The organism is Kitasatospora sp. NPDC015121, assembly GCF_055562955.1.
On the sequence record NZ_JBVHEH010000003.1, the window covers coordinates 17580 to 34642 of the forward strand.

15 protein-coding genes are annotated in these 17063 nt (G+C 74.2%); 7 read left to right on the plus strand and 8 right to left on the minus strand.

Translation table 11 applies throughout. The features are described 5' to 3' along the window. Window positions 1-8: 8 nt before the first annotated feature. The 3 genes from ACZ3J7_RS04090 to ACZ3J7_RS04100 all read right to left on the minus strand — a co-directional run bounded on the left by ACZ3J7_RS04090 (window position 9) and on the right by ACZ3J7_RS04100 (window position 1438). Window positions 9-455 carry an anthrone oxygenase family protein gene (locus tag ACZ3J7_RS04090; RefSeq protein ID WP_465616624.1) on the minus strand — a complete coding sequence of 149 codons (447 nt, stop codon included), beginning with the start codon at window positions 453-455 and terminating at the stop codon, window positions 9-11. Window positions 456-520: 65 nt separating this feature from the next. Continuing rightward, window positions 521-964 carry a zinc-binding dehydrogenase gene (locus tag ACZ3J7_RS04095; protein WP_465616626.1) on the minus strand — a complete coding sequence of 148 codons (444 nt, stop codon included), beginning with the start codon at window positions 962-964 and terminating at the stop codon, window positions 521-523. Between the two features lie 48 nt (window positions 965-1012). Beyond that, on the minus strand, window positions 1013-1438 hold the full coding sequence (locus tag ACZ3J7_RS04100; RefSeq protein WP_465616628.1) for an alcohol dehydrogenase catalytic domain-containing protein: 426 nt from the start codon (window positions 1436-1438) through the stop codon (window positions 1013-1015). 166 nt (window positions 1439-1604) lie between these two features. Between ACZ3J7_RS04100 and ACZ3J7_RS04105 the strand changes: the two genes are divergently transcribed. The 4 genes from ACZ3J7_RS04105 (at window position 1605) to ACZ3J7_RS04120 (ending at window position 5154) form a co-directional block, all read left to right on the plus strand. After that, window positions 1605-2069 (plus strand): winged helix-turn-helix transcriptional regulator, encoded by a 465-nt coding sequence (locus ACZ3J7_RS04105; RefSeq protein ID WP_465616630.1) that lies wholly within the window; start codon window positions 1605-1607, stop codon window positions 2067-2069. Between the two features lie 219 nt (window positions 2070-2288). After that, window positions 2289-2756, plus strand: a complete 468-nt coding sequence (locus ACZ3J7_RS04110) for a hypothetical protein (RefSeq protein WP_465616631.1) — start codon at window positions 2289-2291, stop codon at window positions 2754-2756. Next, window positions 2753-3583, plus strand: a complete 831-nt coding sequence (locus tag ACZ3J7_RS04115; RefSeq protein ID WP_465617245.1) for a caspase family protein — start codon at window positions 2753-2755, stop codon at window positions 3581-3583. Before ACZ3J7_RS04110 ends, ACZ3J7_RS04115 begins: the two co-directional genes overlap by 4 nt. A gap of 11 nt (window positions 3584-3594) precedes the next feature. After that, window positions 3595-5154, plus strand: a complete 1560-nt coding sequence (locus ACZ3J7_RS04120) for a hypothetical protein (RefSeq protein WP_465616633.1) — start codon at window positions 3595-3597, stop codon at window positions 5152-5154. Window positions 5155-5200: 46 nt separating this feature from the next. Here ACZ3J7_RS04120 and ACZ3J7_RS04125 read toward each other — a convergent pair whose 3' ends face one another. Next, the gene (locus ACZ3J7_RS04125) at window positions 5201-5872 is read right to left on the minus strand and encodes a response regulator transcription factor (RefSeq protein ID WP_465616635.1); all 672 of its coding nucleotides are present in this window, start codon (window positions 5870-5872) and stop codon (window positions 5201-5203) included. Then, window positions 5869-7128, minus strand: coding sequence for a sensor histidine kinase (locus ACZ3J7_RS04130; RefSeq protein WP_465616637.1), 1260 nt, complete (start codon window positions 7126-7128; stop codon window positions 5869-5871). Before ACZ3J7_RS04130 ends, ACZ3J7_RS04125 begins: the two co-directional genes overlap by 4 nt. Before the next feature lie 264 nt (window positions 7129-7392). On the opposite strand from ACZ3J7_RS04130, the gene ACZ3J7_RS04135 reads away from it, so the two are divergent. Continuing rightward, window positions 7393-9591 (plus strand): MMPL family transporter, encoded by a 2199-nt coding sequence (locus tag ACZ3J7_RS04135; RefSeq protein ID WP_465616639.1) that lies wholly within the window; start codon window positions 7393-7395, stop codon window positions 9589-9591. Between the two features lie 63 nt (window positions 9592-9654). Here the strand turns inward: ACZ3J7_RS04135 and ACZ3J7_RS04140 are convergent, their stop codons facing one another. Next, window positions 9655-11841 carry a tetratricopeptide repeat protein gene (locus ACZ3J7_RS04140; RefSeq protein WP_465616641.1) on the minus strand — a complete coding sequence of 729 codons (2187 nt, stop codon included), beginning with the start codon at window positions 11839-11841 and terminating at the stop codon, window positions 9655-9657. A 67-nt stretch (window positions 11842-11908) separates the two neighbouring features. After that, the gene (locus tag ACZ3J7_RS04145) at window positions 11909-13210 is read right to left on the minus strand and encodes a hypothetical protein (RefSeq protein ID WP_465616643.1); all 1302 of its coding nucleotides are present in this window, start codon (window positions 13208-13210) and stop codon (window positions 11909-11911) included. 772 nt (window positions 13211-13982) lie between these two features. Here ACZ3J7_RS04145 and ACZ3J7_RS04150 point away from each other — a divergent pair. Beyond that, complete coding sequence (locus tag ACZ3J7_RS04150) at window positions 13983-14501, plus strand: FBP domain-containing protein (RefSeq protein ID WP_465616645.1); 519 nt, start codon at window positions 13983-13985, stop codon at window positions 14499-14501. Window positions 14502-14621: 120 nt separating this feature from the next. On the opposite strand, the gene ACZ3J7_RS04155 is transcribed toward ACZ3J7_RS04150, so the two are convergent. Further along, entirely contained in the window at window positions 14622-15194 is a 573-nt protein-coding gene (locus tag ACZ3J7_RS04155) for a TetR/AcrR family transcriptional regulator (protein ID WP_465616647.1), read from the minus strand. Window positions 15195-15393: 199 nt separating this feature from the next. Between ACZ3J7_RS04155 and dacB the strand changes: the two genes are divergently transcribed. Continuing rightward, window positions 15394-16995 (plus strand): D-alanyl-D-alanine carboxypeptidase/D-alanyl-D-alanine endopeptidase, encoded by a 1602-nt coding sequence (dacB, locus tag ACZ3J7_RS04160; RefSeq protein WP_465616649.1) that lies wholly within the window; start codon window positions 15394-15396, stop codon window positions 16993-16995. The last annotated feature ends 68 nt before the right edge of the window (window positions 16996-17063 follow it).

A 17063-nucleotide genomic window follows, 5' to 3' on the forward strand; every position in this document is an offset into this window, starting at 1 on the left:
GGGACCGGTCAGGCGAGGGCGGCGGTCAGCAGGGCGAAGGCGCCGGTGATGACGGCGACGCGGGCGTAGTGCCAGCGTTCCCAGCGGTTCAGCTGCTCCTTCCAGTCCGCGGGGCGGTTCTCGGGGGTCCACGTCCTGTTCCGGTTGTTGATCGGGACGAGCAGCAGGAACGACATGACCACGCTGAGGACCAGTAGCGCGGCAGCGGTGACGACGAGTCCGGTGCCCTGGCCGTGCCGTCCGACGACAGCCCAGGACACGCCGAGGACGAGCGAGCCGACGTACCAGAACGGCATCAGGGCGCCGAGCATCCGGCCGCCGTGGGCGTGGCCGAGCTGGCCGGCGTCGCCGGGCAGTGCGTCGAGGATCGGCTTCATCACGAGGACGACGGCGAACTCCACCCCCACCATCACCCCGACGACCACGACGGTGAACACCTCGAACGCATGGAACATGACGACTCCTCGGGGATGTGGGGCTACCGGACGGAGAGGGTCGGCCCCGCGGTGGGCCGACCCGGTCAGGGGCGGATGACGTAGCGGCCGCGGAGGCCGGGGCGGGCCGTGGCCCGGTGGGCGTCGGCGGCCCGGTCCAGGGGGACCACCGCGTGGACGCGGGCCGGGAGTTCGCCCGCGGCGGCGCGGGCGAGGAGGTCGGCGATCCGGGCGGTGTCGGGCGAGGTGAGCAGCGTGGTGACCGCGATCCCGCGCTCGGCGGCCGGCGCGAGGCCGGGCCGCAGTCCGACGTAGGCGCCGCCGTCGCGGACCAGTTCGAGCGCCCGCTCGTTCAACTGGGCGGCGTCGACGACCGCGTCCCATCCCGGCCCGGCGTGCGTGGTGAAGTCGGCGCCGAGGCCGCGCACGAACTCCTCGTCCCCGGCGCGGGCGAGCCCGGTCACTCGCCAGCCGCGCCCCCGGGCCAGGACCGCGACGTTCGCCCCGACCGCCCCCGCGGCGCCGGTCACCAGCAGCCGGCCGGCGGCCTCGGGCGCGTCGCCGAGCAGGTCGACGGTCTACGCGGCGGCCAGCCCGTTGAGGGGGACCGTGGCCGCGGCCGACAGGTCCAGCCCGTCGGGGACGGGGGCGACGTCGGCCTCGGCGACCACGATCTGCTCGGAGTAGGTGCCGAAGTCGCGGTCGAAGCCGACCACCAGGCCGGCGACCCGGCTGCCGACGGCCAAGTCGACGTCCGGCCCGACCGCGTCCACCACGCCGGCGAACTCCCATCCCAGGCCGGTGCGCTCGGGCTGGTTGACGAGCCCGATCGAGTGGAAGAAGCCCGCCGCGACGCCCAGGTCGGTGGGGTTGACCGTCGCCGCGGCGACGGCGACGCGGATCCGGCCGGGGCCGGGCTCGACGACGGGCACCTCGACGACCTCGATCGAGTCGGGGCCGTTCGGGACGCGCACGACGGCGGTGCGGAAAGTGGACATGCCCATGGAGTGCTTCCTCTGCAAGGGAGTGGGAGGCGGGAACGGGACGGAGGCGACCGGGTCGGCCGGAGCGCCCGCTCTCCTTGACTCCATGGTGGATTCCTTGATCCCCTGTCGTAAGAAGGCACTTGGAAGTGCGTAAGCCCTCTCGGGGGGAGGAAGGTGCGGTCGGATGTCGACACGGACGGCGGCCCAGCAGCGGGCCGAGGACAAGGCCGGCTACAACGCGTTCATGGCGGGCTGCCCCAGCCGCCAGCTGTTCGAACGGATCTCCGACAAGTGGGTCGCGCTGATCCTCACGGCCCTCGGCAGCGACGGCCCGCACCGCCCCGGGACCGAGCACGCGGACGGCCCCCGGTCGATGCGCTACTCCGAACTGTCGCGCCGGCTCGCGGGCGCCAGCCAGAAGATGCTCACCCAGACCCTGCGCTCCCTCGAAGCCGACGGCCTGGTCACCCGGACCGTCACGCCGACCGTCCCGGTGACCGTCACCTACGAGCTGACCGACCTGGGCCTGTCCCTGAACCGCGTCATGATCGGCATCAAGGACTGGGCCGAAGCGCACATGGACGACGTGCTCGCCCACCGCGAGGAACACCTGCGCGCGACGGCCGGGCAGCACGAGCCCGCCGGGTGATGCCCCGGCCCCGGAGCGAGTCCGCTCCGGGGCCGGGGCGGCCTCTCGTCCCCCGTCCGGTGGCGTCGCTCGTTCAGGCGGACGCGCCGTCCTGCGCCTCGGGCGGGGGCAGCTCCCTGACGTTACGTCACACGATCAAGGGTGTCCGGCATAGGGTGGTCCGACGTCGAGCCCCACCAGGAACAGCCCCGGGGACGCTCGACTCGGAGGAGGACCGGCATGGCGGAGGAACACGCGGCGGCGGGAGGCGAGCAGGTCCTGCCTCCGGCTCGCATGGCCGCGCTGGCGGGGGTGGCCCGGCTTGCCGCCGATCGTGTCGGTGACCGCCCGGGGTTCGAGGCGCTCCTGGGGTTCCTCTCCTGGGAAGGCCTCGTCACCCTCGACTCCGGGTTCAGCGATTCGCTGTTCCTCAGGCGGGCGGAACGGGCGGAACGGTTCTCCGAGAGTTACCGGACACCCGAAGCACGTTTCCGGCTGATCCAGTTGCTGCTCGCCGAGACGCTGTCGAAGGGCGCCGGTGCGGAGGATCCACAGGCCCCTGAACTGGCGCACCGGATCGTGTCCAGGATGTCCGTTACGGGATCCGGTCGGGAGACGGCCCGCCCGCTCCTCTACGTGACGCTCACCGATGAGGGCGTCGCCGCCGCGCTCGCCGTGTACGACGAGTTCTGGACAGAAGATTGGTGAAGGGCATGGGGAAGTCGTTCGTTCTCTCGATCGGTGTCGACACTTACCGGGAAAGCTCCATACCGGACCTCTCCTGGGCGGCCCGTGACGCAGAGGTGTTCCACCGCGAAGCGCTCAAGGGGCGCGCGGCGGAGTCAGTGGAATCACGCCTGCTCCTCAACGAGCAGGCGACGACCCGAGCCGTCCGGGAGGCGCTCGGGGACTGGCTCGCGACCGCGGGCCCGGACGACAACGTCATCGCGTTCTTCGCGGGACACGGAGCGCAGGAGGTCCGCCCGGACGCGGACCCCCGCACCGGAACCGAGGCCTACCTCCTTCCGGTCGACACCGAGGTCAAGTCGCTCTACGCGTCGGCCGTCTCGCTGACGCACGAGTTGCCCGTCATCCAGAAGCGGTTGAACGCCCGGCACGTCACGCTGGTCCTGGACTGCTGCTTCGCGGGTGGCAGCATCGCGTACCCGGGCGTGCGCGCCCGGGGAGTCGACGGCCCCAACCTCGCCAAGATGCGGGCGGTGTCGGACATCGGCGTGAACGCGGCCGTCATGACCCATTCCGGGGAGTTGCACGACATCGGCGAGGGCGTGTCGGTTCTCACGGCCTGCGGCCCCGACCAGGCCGCGCTGGAGAGCGACGACCTCGGCCACGGAGTCTTCACTCACCACCTCCTGCTCGCCATGGACGAACTGCGGCGCGAGGGGTCGGACTCGGTCTCGCTCGGCGAGGTGTACGCGAAGGTCGTCAGATCCGTCGTGGTCCACACGAAATCCAGGCAGGTGCCGATGCTGGACGGGCGGCTCGCCGGCCAGCAGCTGTTCCTCGGCTCCTGAGGGCAGCGGACGTGCTGCTCGACAGGGCCTTCCGACAGGTTCTCGCAGACACCCGGTGCGCGGACCAAGTGATCCGGATGACGGCGGACACGCTGACTCCGGTCGGCGGCTCGGTGGAACTGGGCGAGGTCTTCTTCCACGAGTGGGTCCACTACTACCAGTTCAGCAGCACGCCGACCGGCGTGCTGCTCTCCCAGTACCGGCGGAACTGCTTCCGCACCCTGAAGCGGTCGCTGGTCCGGCCCGCGGACCGCTCCTTCGATCCGCAGCCCTTCTACGACCAGTTGGCCGTCTTCAGGAATTCGTGGGAGGCCTGGAGCCCCACCTGGTACAACGTCGGCGCCTCCGGAGCCCGGACCGTCACCGCGGCTCGGGTGGAGAGTGACGGCCTGCACGTGAACCTGGCGGACTGCGCTTTCACGTTCCGGCTTCCCCTCGGCATCCACGCGGCGTACGAGGCCATGGCGTGGTGCGCGGCCGCGTTGCACTGCTCGCCGGGCACCATGCCGGCGATTCCGAGGAGCGCGGATTCCCTGGTGTACACCTGGCCGTTGTGGGTGGTGGCCGGAGTGACCGGGCGGGATCTCGACGCGCTCTCGCACGAGGACCTCGTCGGGGTGCTGCCACTGCTCCTGATCGCCTGCTACTTCGACCACCGGCAACTGCCCGCGCCGGTCTCCGAGCTGTCCGACGGTTTCCGTGCGATCAGGGCCGACCTCGAGGATCGCGGAGCAACGACCGGTCGGCTGCTTCGGCAGCTCTTCCGCGACTACGCGGAGTTCTGGAGCAGGAGCCTCTCCTCGGCCAACACCGATGCCTACCTGCGGCGGATCGGGTTGCCTCGCCTGTCCTCGATGACCGAGATGACGGCCGACCTGGTCCAACGACAACTCCGATCTACGCAGGGTGAGTTGGAGGACTTCGCAAGCTCCCGGCAGAACGACCTGAAACTCGTGGACGACACCCTCGCCGAGGTCGACCTCCTCCGGACCACCCTTTCGCACCTCGACGCCGTTCACGCCCGGGCCGATCACGTGCTCGTGACCCCCTTTGCGCTCAGGCACGACCTCGCGCCGCCCGTGTGCGCCGTCGAGGGACCGGAAGGCTACTCGTGGTTGACCGTCACCCTCGGGAGCGACCCCCCGGACCCCCACGTGAGGAGCCGGAACGCGGGCAGGATCACACTGCGCGAACAACTGGCCATCAGCGAGCACGTGATGATGCAGATGGCGTTCGGGAACCACCTGGCCTGCTACGGACCGATCGACTGGCGCATTCCCATCAACACCTGCCCGGCCGCGGCGTACTGCCTCGGGACTCCGGACAAACGAGGCATCGAATTCTGTGTCGATCCGGCCTGGCGCCAGTGCGTCGGCATCATCGTCGACGGGATCTCCGGCCACCACGGCGGGTCTCCGTCGGACCTGGAGATCCCCGGGATCCGCCGAGCGGTCGAGGAGGGGCATGCGGCGCTCCGCGGCGGGGGGCCGCCCATCGAGCGGGCCACGATCGACTACCGTGCCCTCGGTCTCGCCCCCTACCGCCAGCCGTTCGACCGACGCGGGCCGTAGACGCACCTCCGGTCCGGTGCGGCGGCAAGGGGGCGGACCGCCGGAGTCAGCCGCCCGGGGTGACCAGGCCGGATTCGTAGGCGGCGATGACGGCCTGAGCCCGGTCGCGGACGTCGAGTTTGGCGAAGAGGGCGGTGATGTGGTTCTTGACGGTGGAGCGGCTGAGGTCGAGGGCGGCGGCGATGGCGTCGTTGTCGAGGCCGGTGGCGATCAGGCGCCAGACCTCGGTCTCGCGCGGGGTGAGGTCGGCGGGGGCGGGGGCCGGGGGCAGGGTGGCGGGGGCGGCGGCGGGGGTGCGGACGTAGGTGGAGAGCAGGCGGGTGAGCAGGCGGGGGGCGACCACGGCCTCGCCGGTGTGGACGGTGCGGATGGCGGCGCCGAGTTCCTCCGGGGAGACGTCCTTGGGGAGGAAGCCGCAGGCGCCGGCGCGCAGGGCGGCGACCACGTACTCGTCGAGGTCGAAGGTGCTGAGGGCGAGGACCCGGCAGGCGGGGAGGGTGCGGGCGAGTTCGCGGGTGGCGTCGACGCCGTCGAGGACGGGCATCCGGATGTCCATCACCACCACGTCCGGGCGCAGCCGCTGGGCGAGTTCGACGGCGTGGGCGCCGTTCTCGGCCTCGCCGACGACCTGCAGGGCCGGGTCCGGGGAGAGGATCAGGGACAGGCCGCGGCGGACCAGCGGCTGGTCGTCGGCGATCAGCAGGCGGATCGGGGTCACCGGTGCGCTCCCGGGAGGACGTCGGATTCGGTGGCGGGGTGCGGGAGTTCGGCCCGGACGGTGAAGCCGCCGGGGTGCGGGGCGGCGGTGAGGGTGCCGCCGTGCAGGGCGGTGCGTTCGCGCATGCCGACCAGGCCGTGGCCGCCGGGGACGTTGCCGGAGCGGGTCCGGGGGCCGGGGCTCGGCGCGGTGTCGGTGACCTCGACGCGGAGCAGTTCCGGTCCGTAGGCGAGGGTGACCCGGGCGGTGGCGGCGGGGCCGGCGTGCTTGCGGGTGTTGGTGAGGGCCTCCTGGACGATCCGGAACACCGTCAGGCCGAGGGCGGGCGGCAGCGGGCGGGCCGGGCCGTCGACGGCGAGGTCGGTGGGCAGGCCGGCCAGCCGGGAGTCCTCGATCAGCCGGGGCAGGTCGTCGGCGCCGGGCTGCGGGGCGGGCGGGGCGGTGTCGGGTTCCTCCTCGGCCCTCAGGACGTCCAGGAGTTGGCGCATCTCGCGGAGCGCGAGGCGGCCGGAGGACTCCAGGGTGACCAGGGCCTCCCGGGCGGTCTCGGGGCGGGCGAGGTTGGCGCGGGCGCCGCCGGCCATCAGCTGCATGGTGGTGATGTGGTGGGCCACGATGTCGTGCAGCTCCCGGGCGATCCGGCGACGCTCGTCGGCGACGGCCCGTTCGGCCAGCAGCTCGCGGTTGGCGGTGACCTCGCGCTGCCAGCGGGTCACGGCCAGGCCCGCCCCCGCCACCAGCAGCGCGGAGACCGGCGCGGAGACCACGGCCTCCCAGCTGGGGAGGGCGAAGTGGCTCTGGCCGAGCATCGTCGTCACCGCCGCCCCGGCGGTGGCCCCGGCGGTGACCGCGAGGCCCCGCGTCCGGGCCACCGAGAACAGGGCGAGGACCAGCGCCGCGCCGAAGTGCGGGGTGCCGGGCCCGGCCAGGTCGGCGACGGTCTGCAGCGCCAGCACCCCGGCCAGGCCGGCCACCGGGGCCCGGCGGCGGGCCAGCAGCGGGACGGCGGACAGCACCAGGCAGAGCACGCCCGCGACGGTCGCGGCGCCGGCGCCGTCCATCGCGCCGAGCAGCAGGTAGCCGAGCACGTCGGCCAGCGCGGAGCCGACGGCCAGCAGGGCGTCCGCGTGCGTCCACAGCGGGCGGGCGGGCAGGTCGGGGCGGGCCTCCGCGTGCGGCCACGGCGCGCGGGCGGGCAGGTCGGGGCCGGCCTCCGCGTGCGGCCGCGGGGTGGCGGTCTCCGGGCGGGTGTCCATGGTGCTTCGCTTCCCCGTTCGGCCTGGCTGGTCTGCGCGTTCATTCTGGCACCGGCCGGGCGGCCCGCTCGTGGTCCCCGGGGGCGAAGGTGGGACGGGCGGGTTGGGAGCGTGGTCCCAGCCCGGGGGCGGGGGCGGGAGCGCGGGCCCCGGTGCGGATCGTCCGTCGCCACGACGCCCGGGCGGGGGTCCGGCTGATGAGCTGGAGGCAGGCCGGGGGACCCCGTGCCGACGACCCGACGGACCAGCCCAGGGGGCACCACCGTGATCCGCGCACTGACCGCAGCAGCCACCAGACACGCCTGGAAGGTGATCGCCGTGTGGGCGGTGCTCGGCGTCGCGCTGACGGGCCTGAGCCCGCTGCTGTTCGCCAAGGCCACCCAGGCCGGGACGGCGGACTTCCTGCCCCGGGGCTACGACTCGGCCGCCGCGCTGCGGGTCGCCGAGGACCACTTCGGGGTCCGGTCCGACGCCACCACCGTCACCGTGCTGGTGGCCCGCGCCGACGGCGCGCCGCTCACCGCCGAGGACGAGCGGCGGATCGGCGCCGAGGCGGCGGAGCTCGGCAAGCGCCGGGTCGAGATGCCGCGCCTGAAGGACGAGCCGTCCTTCCTGCTGCCCGACCGCTCGCAGACGCCCCGGGTCGCGCCGGTGACCACCGCGCCCGACCGGAGCTTCGAACTGCTCGGCGTCGAACTGACCGGCAGCGTCGCCGACCAGGGCGTGCAGGACGTCTACCGGACCTTCCGCGACTCGGCCCGCGAGCGGTTCGCCGAGGCCGGGCTGCGCACCGGGTTCACCGGCGGGCTGGCCGACGGCGTCGACAGCGCGGATGCGAACGACACCGCCACGAAGGTCGGCGGCGCCCTGGTGATGGGGCTGATCGTGCTGATCAACGTGCTGGTGTTCCGCAGCGTGGCGGCCGCCCTGCTGCCGCTGCTGGCGGTCGCCCTGATCGGCGGCGTGGCCGGCGGCGCGGTCGCCGGGACGGCCACGCTGACCGGGCTGCGGCTGGACGCCAGCACGCCGGGCCTGATCTCGGTCGTCCTGCTCGGCATCGGCGTCGACTACCTGCTGTTCCTGCTGTTCCGGTTCCGCGAGCACCTGCGGGCCAACCCCGGGCAGCCCGCCCGGCAGGCCGCCGCCGAGGTGTCCGCCCGGGTCGGCACCGCGATCACCTCGGCCGCGCTGACCATCGTCGCGGCGTTCGCCAGCCTGGGCGTGGCGACCTTCGGCCAGTTCCGCTCGCTCGGCCCGGCGGTCGCCGTCGCGGTGCTGGTGATGCTGGTGGGCAGCCTGACCCTGATGCCGGCGCTGCTCGCGGTCTGCGGGCGCGGCATGTTCTGGCCCTCGCGGGCGCTGCGCCGGCAGCCCGCGCCCGGGACGGCGGGCCGCTGGGGCGCGCTGGTGGCCCGGCGCCCGGTGGCGGTGCTGGCGGCGTCCGTCGCCCTGCTGGGCGTGCTGGCGGCGGGCACGGCGGGCATCCGGATGGACTACGGGATGGGCGACGGCGGGAAGACCCCGGCCGCCGCGACCGCCGCGGAGATCGCCCGGGCGCTGCCCGCGGGCGTGTCCGACCCGACCGGCGTGTACGTCACGGCGCGCGACGGCGGGACGCTCGACGCCGGCCGGGTGGACGGCCTGGCCCGGGCGCTGGGTGCGGTCCCGGGCGTCGGCCAGGTCGCCCCGGCGGTGGTGAGCGGGGACGGGCGGGCCGTCCTGATCGACCTGTACCCGACCGCGGACCCGCAGAGCCGGGAGGCCCGCGAGCTGGTCTCCGGCCCGCTGCGCGCCGCGGTCGCCGCGCACGCCCCGGCCGGCACCGAGGCGCACGTCGGCGGGACGGCGGCCGTCTTCGCGGACGTGTCCGCCGCCGTCGACCACGACCTGAAGGTGGTCTTCCCGGTCGCGGCCGCGCTGATCGCGCTGATCCTGGTGCTGCTGCTGCGCAGCCTGCTCGCCCCGGTGGCGCTGCTGCTCGCCGTCGGCGCCGGTTTCGCGGCCACCCTCGGCGCGGCCACCCTGGTGTTCCAGCACCTGCTGGACGGACCGGGCGTCAACTTCACCCTGCCGCTGGTGCTGTTCCTGTTCGTGGTGGCGCTCGGCACCGACTACAACATCCTGATCACCGACCGGATCCGCGAGGAGATGCGCCACCCGGGCCCGGCCCGCGCCGCCGTGGCCCGCGCCGTCCGGCACACCGCCCCCGCCGTCGCCACGGCCGGCCTGGTCCTGGCCGGTTCCTTCGCCTCGCTGGCGACCACCCCCGGCAGCCGGCAGATCGCCTTCGCGCTGACCCTGGGCATCATGCTCTCCGCCGTCGTCCTCTCGCTGGCCGTCGTCCCCGCCCTGGCCGCGCTGTTCGGCCGCGCCCTGTGGTGGCCGCTGCGCCGGGGGCCGGAGCGGGTGCCCGCGGCTCCGGCCGGGGCGGCGGAGGTCCGGGCCTGGGAGTCGGTCCGCTAGGAGAAGGGCCGGAAGGGCCCGGTCCGCGCGTGGCGCGGGCCGGGCCCTTCCGGGCGTCCGGGGTCAGTCGTGGAGGGCGGCGAGGAGGGGTTCGGCTTCGGGGGTGAGGTCGGGGTCGTCGGCGATGGCGAGGAGGAGGTCGGCCTCGGCGGCGGTGGGCCGGTCGAGGTGGAGGAGGGAGCGGGCGCGCTGGAGGCGGGCGGCGGGGTCCTCGGTCTCGGTGATGACGGCGTCGAGGAGGGTGACGGCTTCGGGGTGGCGGTCGGCGTCGTGGTAGGCGACGGCGAGGTTGAAGCGCATGCCGGGGTCGTCGTCGAGGGCGACGGCGCGTTCCAGGTCGGCCACGGCGGCGGCCAGGTCGCCCGCGCCGTAGGCGAGTTCGCCGCGCAGGGCCCAGGCGGGGGCGCAGTCGGGGTCGGCGGTGAGGGCGGCGGTGCAGGCGGTGGCGGCCTGTTCGGTGTCGCCTTCGGCGGCGAGCAGTTGGGCCCGCAGGGTGAGGAGCCGGGAGTGGTGCGGGTCGGTGGCGAGGCCGGCTTCGACTTCCCGGCGGGCGGCGTCGGGGTCGTCGAGTTCGGCGAGCAGGCTGGCCAGGTTGAGGCGGGCGTCGACGAAGTCGGGGTCGAGGGTGAGGACGTACCCGAAGTCGTCCGCGGCGCCCTTGGTGTCGCCGAGTTCGGCCCGGACGTCGGCCCGGTTGTAGTAGGCCTCGGGGAACGGCGGGGAGAGCCGGACGGCGGCCTCGAAGTCGTCGAGCGCCTCCTGGAGGCGGCCGGTGCGGCGCAGCACGATGCCCCGGTCGAAGTGGTACTCGGCGTAGTTGGGGTCGACGGTGATCACCGAGGTGTAGTCGGCGACGGCGTCCTCGTGGCGGCCGAGGCCGGCGTGCACCTGGGCCCGGTTGTAGACCAGGACGGAGCGGTGCAGGGCGTGGTCGCCGGGTTCGAGGACCTCGTCGAGGGCGGCGATGCAGGCGTCGAGGAGGTCGAGCGCGGCTTCCGGGCGGCCTTCGCGGACCTCGATCAGGGCGAGGCCGTTGCGGTTGAAGGCGGTGCGGAAGGCCCGTTCCTTGGGGTCGGCGTGCTGGCCGGCGAGGGCGATCGCGGTGTTGATCCAGCCGCGGGCGAGCTGGTAGTCGCGCTGTTCGCCGCTGAGGAAGCGGGTGTAGAGCATGGCGGTGCCGTACGCGCACTGCAGGTGGATGTCGGGGTCGGCGCTGACGGCGCGGGCCCGTTCGTAGTACGGGAGGATCGCGTCGGTGCGTTCCAGGGCGGCCAGCGCGGTGGCGGGCTTGGCGATGAAGGTCCACCAGTGCACGGGGTGGGTGCTGTGGTCGACCAGGGCGGCGCCGCGTTCCCCGTAGTCCAGGACGGCGTGGTAGAAGCCCAGGTCGCAGCAGTGGTTGGTGGCTTCGCGGAGCAGGTCGGCGCCGGGGCCGGCCGGGTCGCTGCCCTGTTCGGCGTGCCAGAGCTGGGCGCCGAGGCGGAGCGAGGGTTCGGCGAGGGCTTCGAGTTCGGCGCGGCGGGCGTCGTGCAGGGCGCGGCGCTCGGCGTCGGGGAGGTCGGCGTACGCGCGGGCGGCGCGGGGGTCGTCGGTGGTGCCGTCCTCGCGGACGTAGCGGGCGGCGAGGGCGGGGCCCTCCTCGGGGGCGGCTTCGGGGCCGCCGGTGGCGTCGGTGCGGGCGCAGTGCGCGGCGAGGGCGGGGGCGAGCGGGGCGGCGGGGCTGCTCGCGGCGTCGAGCGGGCCGTCGTCGGTGCCGATCACGACGGTGAGCAGGGCCGGGTCCATCCGGCGCAGCAGGACGGCGAGGAACTCGCCGTCGGTCGGGTCGGCGCGGTGGGCGTCCTCGACGACCAGGGTGCGCGGGCCGTCGCCGAGGGCGCGGACGTACTCGGTGAGGAACTCGGCGAGGCCGTGCGCGATCCGCAGGGTGCGCAGCCGCGAGTAGTAGCGGGTGCGTTCCTTGGGGACGGCGAGCGAGGTCAGGGTCTCCCGGGTGGCGGGCACGACGTCGTGCAACTCGGGTGTGGTGGTGAGGAGTTCGACGTCGTGTCGGCGGACGGCTTCGGGGCAGCGGTCCAGCGCGTCCGGCACCAGGGCGCGCAGCAGGGTGCCGACGGCGGTGTACGGGCCGCGCAGGCGCCGGTCCGCGCTGACGGTGGCCAGGCCGGGGGGCAGCGACAGCCCGGCGCGGGCCTCGGCGCGGGCGGCGCGGTGCGGTGCCCGCACCCAGTGGTGGCGGTGGTCGGCCATGGCGGCGGTGCCTTTCGTCCGGAACGGGCGGGCGGGGTAAGGGAGTTCGGGGTACGGGACGAGGGGTCTAGGCGAGGGCGGCGCGGCGGCGGCGCCGGTCGCGCAGGGCCAGGTGGGCGACCGCGCCGAGTTGCAGGACGGTCAGCGCGAAGAAGACCGCGGAGTCGACGAACTCGCCGCTCGCGGCCCGGCCGCCGAGGCGGTCCACGGTGCCGGTGACGAACCGGGACGCGGCCGGGAGGACGCCGGCGGCGAAGACGGCCAGCGAGAACGCGTAGCCGCCGACGATCAGCCAGGCGTACCAGCGGGCGGCCCGGCGGTCGACCGGGTGCCAGCCGGACTCGTCGAGCGGCGGGCGGCCGAGGCGGCGGCGCACCGCGTTGCGCAGCACGCCCTGCGCGGTGGCGTGCAGGTCGTGGCAGCCGAGGACGGTGCCGAGCAGCACGTACAGGTCGGTGCGCAGGTGCAGGAACGCCTGCCAGGCCAGCCGGAGCAGGGTGGCGTAGGCGAGGGCGAGGCAGAGCCTGCCGGCGCCGCTGAGCGCGCCGTCGGGCTGGCGGGTGACGGCGGCGGTGAGGGTGAGGGCGGCGGTCAGCACGGCGTCGGCGAGCATCCCGGCCAGGATCGGCAGGTAGCGGCGGCGGCGGGGGACGGCGACCAGGCCGTCCAGCGAGGTCTCCAGCACGACGAAGATCAGGCGGTGGCCGATCCGCAGGCGGGTGGGCAGGCCGAGTCGGCGTCCGGCGAGGGCGTGGAACCCCTCGTGCACCAGGATCAGCGGGAACTGGCCGACGAACAGCACCAGGGCGACCACGGTGAAGTACGGGCTGAAGAACACGTTGGTGGGGCGCGGCGCGAGGTCCGGGGTGCGGACGGCCGCGAACACGGCGAGCGCGACCACCAGCAGGTAGCCGGCCCAGGCGGGCGGGCTGAACGCGATCCGGCCGAGCCGCTGCCAGCGCACCGGTCGCGCCGCGGCGGGCTCCGGCGCGGCGGCGGCGCCGGTCCCCCGGGTGGCGCGGACGAAGCCGAGCTCGTCGAGCCCTTCGACCAGGTCCAGCACGTCGACGCTCTCGCCGTGCTCGCGCTCGTACGCCTCGGCGGCCTGGCGCGGGGTCATCCCGTCGGCCAGCCAGCGGACCAGCTGGGCGCCGTCGGGCGGGAACACCGCGTACGAGTCGGTCTCGACCCGGCCGACGGTGACCTCCTCGCCCTCCTCCAGGTAGACCAGGGGGTGCAGCTCGACGGGACGGTCCGGGTCGACGGCTGCGGTGGCGACGGCGGCGGTCGGGTCGGCATCGGCGTCAACGGCGATGGCGTCAACGGCGGTGGTGCTGGTGGCCGGGCTGCCGGCGGATGAGGGGTGCATCTGTCGTCCTCCCGGGGGAAGCGGGGACGGGGCCGGCCGCTGGTCGCGCGGCCGGCCCCGTTACTGCCAGGCGGTCAGACCTCAGACGGCGGCACAGTTACAGCCGTACATGGTCTGGGCCGCGCTGGTCAGACGGACGGAACCGGCCTTGCGGATGACGATCTTCTTCATGATCTCTCCCTCCATGGACACGGACGGGAAATCCGACGGATTCCCCCACCGGGGACGGGAGAATTTTCTCCGTCGTCCTCGCGGCGGTCCCATCATGAATTGCACGTTACAGCCGTGTCAACAGGGCGCAATTGCGCATTCCGCTTTGTAACAAATGGCGGCAGTGAGCTGCGCATACGGCTCTGACCTGCGGAGATGAAGAGGAATGCGGGAAATGGGCAGCACGAATCGCACGCGTGGCGACCGGCGGTGCGCAGGCGGGTGAATGCACGCCACAACGTCACCGTGAAGAGGGTTCCGGCATTGCCGGAATCCCGTCGCGCAGCCGGGCTTCGGGTATTCACCGGGGCGCGGACCCTCGAAGATTCCCACCTTGTCGAAGCCGCGTCAATACGCATTCCTGGGGATGCGGCGGCACTTCGCGCGAGGGGAGTGACGGATGTGGCCGCAGCCGGTTCCCGGGGATTCCGGGGCGGGTGTTCCCGGGGTGGCGGACGGGACGGAAACCGGGTTGGCGGAGCGGCGAGCCTAGGCTACCTTGGTTGATGCCTAGGACTCCTAGGCGCGAGGTGGAAGCGGCGACGAAAGGGTGAGGGGAACCATGCGGGAACTGGCCGAACCGGCGATCCGGGCATCGTTCGTCAACTGCACCAAGGGCGAGGCGAGCCGGCTCGCCCTCCCCCGGCGGCTGTCCGAACTCCCTTGGGAGGAGCTGGACTTCCTCGGCTGGCGGGACCCGGGCTCCCCCGAGCGCGGCTACCTGGTGGCCGAGTACGAGGGGCGGCTGGTCGGGGTCGCGCTGCGACGGGCGCAGCGCGCCGCGACGGCGGGGGCGGGGGTGCGGCAGGGCGCGATGTGCTCGATCTGCCGGACCGTCCACCCGGCCTCCGGCGTCGCCCTGCTGACCGCCCGCAAGGCCGGGCGGGCGGGCGGCGAGGAGTACGCGTCGGCCGGCGAGTACTTCTGCGCCGACCTGGCCTGCTCGCTGTACGTCCGGGGCCGCAGGCGGACGGCGGCGGGCGGGGCGCGGATGCGGGAGAGCCTCGGCACCGAGGAGCGGATCGACCGGGCCCGGGCGAACCTGGCGGCGTTCCTGGAGCGGGTGGTGGTGCGGGCGTGAACGGGGCGTTCCACGGCGTCTTCCGGGTGGCGCTCGGCTTCCTCGGGCTGGCGGCCGCGCCGACGGGGCTACTGCCGTTCGGCCGGAGGTGAGCGGCGCCGCCGGGGCCACCGGGGAGGACTACCCGGTCGGCCAGGTTTCGAGGAGGTGGTGGAGGCCGGCGGTGATGCGGTGCCAGGTGGCGTCGGGGGTGCGGGGGTGATGGAAGCCGCCGGCGGTTTCGATGGTGACGAAGCCGTGCAGGGTGCTGCGCAGCAGGCGGGCGGCGTCGGTGTGGGCGGGCTCTCCGAGGCGGTAGTGGCGCAGGACGGCGTAGGTCAGTTCGACGCTCCGGGCGAGGATCGCGGTGTCGGTGAAGTCGGCCGGGTCGTGCGGGAGTTGGGTGGCGGCGTAGCGGCCGGGGTGCTGCCGGGCGTAGTGGCGGTAGGCGTCGGCGAAGGCGGCGAGGGCTTCGGCGCCGGCGCGGCCGGCGATGGCGGCGGCGAGGTGCTGGTTCATCTCGTCGGTGGCCAGGGCGGCGACCCGGACGCGGATCTCCCGGAGGCTCTTGACGTGGGAGTAGAAGCTGGCGTCCTTGACGCCGAAGCGGCGGGCCAGGGCGGAGACGGTGACCTTCTCGATGCCGACCTCGTCGGCGAGTTCGGCGGCGGCGCGGGTGATCCGGTCGACCGTCAGTCCGGCGTGCGCTGCCATGTGCCCCGTCCTGTTCGTGCCGCTTGGTCCGGTGGCGATTTTATCGGGTGCGGGGTGCGACGTTCCGCGGTGCCGGAGCGTCTATAGGGAGGGCCGGGGGAAGATCAACTGATCTCCCCTCAAATGGTATGTTCATGCCAAATCGGGGGCGTGGGGGATCACGTGCTCCGACCGTTCCCGCACGCACCCTGGAGTCGTTTTGCCCGGACACCCGCTCCGCCACCGCCTGTACCGCCGCAGCCTGCCGCTGGCCGCCGCGGTGCTGGCCGCCTCGCTGCTCGCCGGCTCGGCGCAGGCCGACGACCCGGCGCCGGTCGACGTCGCGCTGACCGCCGACCTGGACGCCCTGCTGGCCGACGCCCGGCTGGCCAACGCGCAGACCGGCGTCGAGGTGCTGGACGCCGCGACCGGGCAGGTGCTGTATGCCCGGCAGCCGCAGGCGCTGCTCACCCCGGCGTCCACCCTGAAGACGGTGACCACCGCGGCGGCGCTCGACCTGCTCGGCCCGGACCACCGGTTCACCACCGAGGTGCGCACCGCCGGCACCCGGTCCGGCGGCACGGTGGCGGGCGACCTGGTGCTGCGCGGCGGCGGCGACCCGACGCTGCTGGCGACCGACCTGGACGACCTGGCCGGGCAGGTCGCCGCGTCCGGGATCACCACCGTCACCGGCCGGGTGCTGGCCGACGGCAGCCGCTACGACGCGACGCCGCTCGGGCCGGGCTGGGCGTGGGACGACGAGCCGTACTCGTACAGCCCGCAGATCTCCGGCCTGACCGTGGCCAACGACCCCGAGTACCTGATGGACACCGTGCGGGTGACCGTCACCCCGGGGGCGGCCGGGACGGAGGCGGCGGTCACCCTGGACCCGGCGCAGGCGCCGATGTCGTTCACCGGGAAGGTCACCACGGGCGCGGCGGGCAGCGGCTCGTCCGTCGGGGTGGACCGGCGGCGCGGGGCCAACGAGCTGGCGCTGTCGGGGAGCATCGCGGCCGGGTCCGCGCCGGTGACCTCCTGGGTGACGGTGGAGAACCCGTCGACGTACGCGGGCCGGGTGTTCGAGGGCGCGCTGGCCCGGCACGGCGTGCGGGTGGCGCGCGGGGTGGACGCGGCGACCGGCGCGGAGGCCTCGCAGCCGCTGGTGTCGCACCGGTCGCAGACCCTGGCGCAGATGATCGTCCCGATGCTGAAGCTCAGCAACAACGGCATCGCCGAGCACCTGCTGAAGGAGATCGGCAAGGTCAAGGGCGGTCGCGGCGACTGGGCGACCGGTGTCGCGCAGGTCCGCGCCTTCCTGAACGCGAACGACCTGGGCACCCCGGCCGGGCGGCAGGTCGACGGTTCCGGCCTGTCCCGCTACGACCTGGTGACGCCCGCCAAGATGGCCTCGCTGCTCAAGCTCGCCCAGGGCCGGCCGTGGTTCGGCGCCTGGTACGACGCGCTGCCGGTGGCGGGCAACCCGCAGCGGCTGGTCGGCGGCACCCTGGCCGCCCGGATGCGCGGCACCAAGGCCGAGAACAACGTGCACGCCAAGAGCGGCTCGATGGGCGGCGTGGACAACCTGATCGGCTACGCCACCGCCCCGGACGGCCGCCGGCTGGTCTTCGCGGTGATGGTCAACGACTTCGCGGGCACCAGCCCCCGCCCGGTCCTGGACGCGATCGCCGTCCGCCTGGCCACCGGCCCGGCCCAAACCCAAGCGAAGGCCCGCTCGCTGAACGCCCCGGCCGCGTCCACGGCCCAGGACGACGCCTACCAGGGCACCCGCTGGGAGGACTGCGAGGCCGTCGCGCACTGCTGAGCGGCCCGACCGGGACGGGCCCGGCGCGCACCCCGCGCGCCGGGCCCGTCCGGCGTTCCGGGCCGCTG

Excerpts from the sequence above, each read along its gene's own strand:
- ACZ3J7_RS04090 (WP_465616624.1), bottom strand. The coding sequence starts at position 455 with ATGTTCCATGCGTTCGAGGTGTTCACCGTCGTGGTCGTCGGGGTGATG.
- ACZ3J7_RS04100 (WP_465616628.1), bottom strand. The coding sequence starts at position 1,438 with ATGGGCATGTCCACTTTCCGCACCGCCGTCGTGCGCGTCCCGAACGGC.
- ACZ3J7_RS04105 (WP_465616630.1), top strand. The coding sequence starts at position 1,605 with ATGTCGACACGGACGGCGGCCCAGCAGCGGGCCGAGGACAAGGCCGGC.
- ACZ3J7_RS04110 (WP_465616631.1), top strand. The coding sequence starts at position 2,289 with ATGGCGGAGGAACACGCGGCGGCGGGAGGCGAGCAGGTCCTGCCTCCG.
- ACZ3J7_RS04130 (WP_465616637.1), bottom strand. The coding sequence starts at position 7,128 with ATGGACACCCGCCCGGAGACCGCCACCCCGCGGCCGCACGCGGAGGCC.
- ACZ3J7_RS04140 (WP_465616641.1), bottom strand. The coding sequence starts at position 11,841 with ATGGCCGACCACCGCCACCACTGGGTGCGGGCACCGCACCGCGCCGCC.
- ACZ3J7_RS04145 (WP_465616643.1), bottom strand. The coding sequence starts at position 13,210 with ATGCACCCCTCATCCGCCGGCAGCCCGGCCACCAGCACCACCGCCGTT.
- ACZ3J7_RS04150 (WP_465616645.1), top strand. The coding sequence starts at position 13,983 with ATGCGGGAACTGGCCGAACCGGCGATCCGGGCATCGTTCGTCAACTGC.
- ACZ3J7_RS04155 (WP_465616647.1), bottom strand. The coding sequence starts at position 15,194 with ATGGCAGCGCACGCCGGACTGACGGTCGACCGGATCACCCGCGCCGCC.